Raw genomic sequence first — 2,186 nt, forward strand, 5'->3', positions numbered from 1 at the left:
GCCTTCGGCGACCGCGCGGACCGGGTGGGCGAGGCCGGTCAGCGGCCGGGACCGGCGACCAGCAGGATCAGCGCGGCCGGCAGCAGCCAGGAGACCTGACCGCCGATCTCGCCACCGAACATCCGCAGCACGCCGTTCTGCCCGGAGAACGGGCCACCACCGCCGCCCGGCCGGGGGCCACCGCCGCCGACGCTGCCGACCTCCTCGCCGGTGATCCGGCCGAGGCCGTTGTAGCCGAGGGTCAACTCGAGGACGCTGTTGCCCTGCGAGCCGCCGATGTACGGGCGGGCGCTCGCCGGCACCAACTCGACGAGCGCCACCCACCAGCCGGCGGCGACCACCATCGCCAGCCCCGCCAGCAGCAACTGCCGGACCCGCCGCCACAGCCCGGTCGGCGCGGCCATCAGGTAGACGCCGGCGAAGACCGGCACCACAAGGAACGCCTGCAACATCTTGGTGAGGAAGCCGAAGCCGACGAGCACACCGACAAGCACGATCCACCGGGTGCTCGCCGTCTCCAGCGCGCGCACTGTGGCGTACGCCCCGGCGACCAGCAGCAGGACCAGCAGCGCGTCGGGGTTGTTGAACCGGAACATGAGCGTCGCCACCGGGGTGACCGCGAGGACCGCGCCCGCGATCAGACCGGCGGCCGGCCCGTACCAGCGCTTCACTGTCGCGTGGAGCACACCTACCGAGGCGACCCCGCAGAGCGCCTGCGGCACGAGCATCGCCCAGCTGTTCAGCCCGAAGATCCGTACGGACAGGGCCATCAGCCACAGCGATGCGGGTGTCTTGTCGACGGTGATGGAGTTGGCGGCGTCCGACGAGCCGTAGAGGAACGCCTTCCAGCTCACCGAGCCGGCCTGCACGGCCGCCGCGTAGAACGAGTTCGCCCAGCCCGACGCGCCCAGCCCCCACAGGTAGAGCAGGCCGGTGGCGAGCAGCAGGATCACCAGCGCGGGCCGGGCCCAGGCCGGCGGGCGGCGCGTCGGCGGCGAGTGCTCGTCGGGGCGGGCGGCCGTCGGCGGCTCGGGTGCGGCGGGTGCCGTCGGCAGGGTCTCTGTTCTGTCCATGCGGCCAGCCTCGGCGGCCAGGCTGGCGCGACCCCGTGCGCAGACTATGCGTCAGCTGTGGGATTCGGCAGCCGGACGGTGAACACTGTCCGACCTGGACGGCTCTGCACCTCGACCGTGCCGTGGTGGGCCTCCACCACCGCCGCGACGATGGCCAGGCCGAGGCCGGTGCTGCCGTGCGCGCGGGACCGGGAGCTGTCGCCCCGGGCGAAGCGCTCGAACATCTCCGGTTGCAGCTCCACCGGCACGCCCGGCCCGTCGTCGGCGACGGTGAGCACGGCGCTGGCGGCGTCGACGGCAAGGGTGGTGGTGACAGTGCTGCCGGGCGGGGTGTGCACGCGGGCGTTGGTGAGCAGGTTCGCCACCACCTGGTGCAGCCGGGCGGCGTCGCCGGGCACCCGGATCGCCACGTCGGGCAGTTCGAGCTGCCAGCGGTGCTCGGGGCCGGCGACGTGCGCGTCACTGACCGCGTCCACCAGCAGGGCGGTCAGGTCCACCGGTTCGACAGCGAGCGGCCGGCCGGTGTCGAGGCGGGCCAGCAGCAGCAGATCGTCGACGAGGCTGGTCATCCGGGTGCTCTCCGACTCCACCCGGCGCAGCGCGTGCGCCACGTCGGGGGGAACCTCGTCGCGGCCACGGCGGGCCACCTCGGCGTAGCCGCGGATCGCCGCGAGAGGCGTCCGCAGTTCGTGGCTGGCGTCGGCGACGAACTGGCGTACCCGGGTCTCGCTGGCCTGCCGGGCGGAGAGCGCGTCGGCGACGTGGCCCAGCATTCGGTTCAGCGCCGCCCCGACCTGACCGACCTCGGTGCGGCCGTCGGTGTCGGCGGTTGGCACCCGGACGGCGAGCGCCACCTCCCCACGGTCCAGGGGCAGTTCGGTGACGCGGGTGGCGGTGGCGGCCACCCGGTGGAGCGGTCGCAGGGTCGCCCGCACGATGAGCGCGCCTGCCACACCGGCGAGGAGCAGCCCGACCGCGGCCACCCCGGCCTGCGCGGCGACAAGTGCCCAGATGGTCTCCTGGACGCCGGAGAGGGGGATCGCGACGACGCGTACCTGGCCTCCCCAGTACTGCCGGGCCACGGCCCGGTAGTCACCGCGGTCGCCGAGGTCG

The 2,186-nt window shown here is 74.1% G+C and carries 1 protein-coding gene and 1 pseudogene; both read right to left on the reverse strand.

All coding sequences use genetic code 11. The features are described from left to right. Positions 1 to 50: 50 nt before the first annotated feature. Positions 51 to 1,073, reverse strand: a pseudogene (locus ABZ749_RS34240) (glycosyltransferase family 39 protein); the annotation flags it as partial. Between the two features lie 44 nt (positions 1,074 to 1,117). Next, a partial coding sequence (locus ABZ749_RS34245) for an ATP-binding protein (protein ID WP_357235344.1) occupies positions 1,118 to 2,186 on the reverse strand: 1,069 nt, incomplete at its 5' end.

It is taken from the genome of Micromonospora sp. NPDC047753, assembly GCF_040642735.1.
GTDB lineage: Bacteria > Actinomycetota > Actinomycetes > Mycobacteriales > Micromonosporaceae > Micromonospora.